The organism is Pseudoflavonifractor capillosus (genome assembly GCF_016899775.1).
GTDB lineage: Bacteria > Bacillota > Clostridia > Oscillospirales > Oscillospiraceae > Lawsonibacter.
Genome location: NZ_JACJJE010000140.1, coordinates 1 through 943, shown reverse-complemented (window position 1 = coordinate 943; position 943 = coordinate 1). Strand labels below are relative to the sequence as shown.

Sequence of the window (943 nt, the reverse complement as noted above, 5' to 3'; positions counted from 1 at the left end):
AGCATGGTGATCGCCATCGCCTTCTTCGTAAAATTGGCCATGGCTTACTTTGATTATCGGAAACATGGCCAGTTTGAGTGGACGGGTCCCGCGATTCTCTTCGTCTGCCTCATCTTCATCTTGCTTGCCCCCAATTATATCTGGGGAATCGTCGGACTCTGAGGTAACACGGTATGTTTATCTGGGATTTTGCAGCCGGAACCGTTCTGGACGCTCTATTGGACTGGGTTTACAGCCAGATAGTCGGGTTCTTAGGCAATTTTTTTGCGGTGATGGGCAACATGGGAGTAGAGTTGTTCGATTTGGACTGGGTGCAGTCCATTATCCTGTTCTTCTCCCGCTTGGCCTGGGCCTTGTTTGCTGTGAGTCTGGTAGTCAGCGCTTTTGAGTGTGGGATCGAATACGCCAGCGGCCGGGCCAATATTCAGCAGACTGCTTTGAATATCTTAAAAGGATTTTTCGCGGTCTCGCTTTTTTCTACCCTGCCGGTACGGCTGTATGAGTTATCTGTTACCCTTCAAGGCACGTTTGCCGCCGGCCTTACTGGATATGGCTCCAGCATCGGGGAGGTGGGAAAGCAGATCCTGACGGAGCTGGGAGAGGCGGAGACTCTTGGGGACGTGATGAGCACCACCAGTCTGGGGCTCACCGTACTTACCAGCCCCATCATGTTTCTATTCTGCGTGATTTTGATGGCCTACGCAGTGATCAAAGTGTTTTTCGCAAATCTGAAGCGGGGCGGTATCCTGCTGATCCAGATCGCGGTGGGGAGTCTCTATATGTTCTCCATCCCGCGTGGATACGGGGACGCCTTCGTGCAGTGGTGTAAGCAGGTCATTGGCCTGTGCCTCACCGCTTTTCTCCAATCCACCATTCTGATAGCCGGTCTTATGGTGTTTCGGGAGAACGCACTGCTTGGACTTGGTCTCATGCTGTCCGCCAA

The 943-nt window shown here is 52.5% G+C and carries 2 protein-coding genes; both read left to right on the top strand.

Annotation, left to right across the window (positions count from 1 at the left end; genetic code table 11):
• A partial coding sequence (locus H6B31_RS16700; RefSeq protein ID WP_204899526.1) for a DUF3852 family protein occupies positions 1–162 on the top strand: 162 nt, incomplete at its 5' end.
• 11 nt (positions 163–173) lie between these two features.
• Positions 174–943: conjugal transfer protein TrbL family protein (locus H6B31_RS16695; RefSeq protein WP_204899525.1), on the top strand; the 770-nt coding region annotated here is incomplete at its 3' end.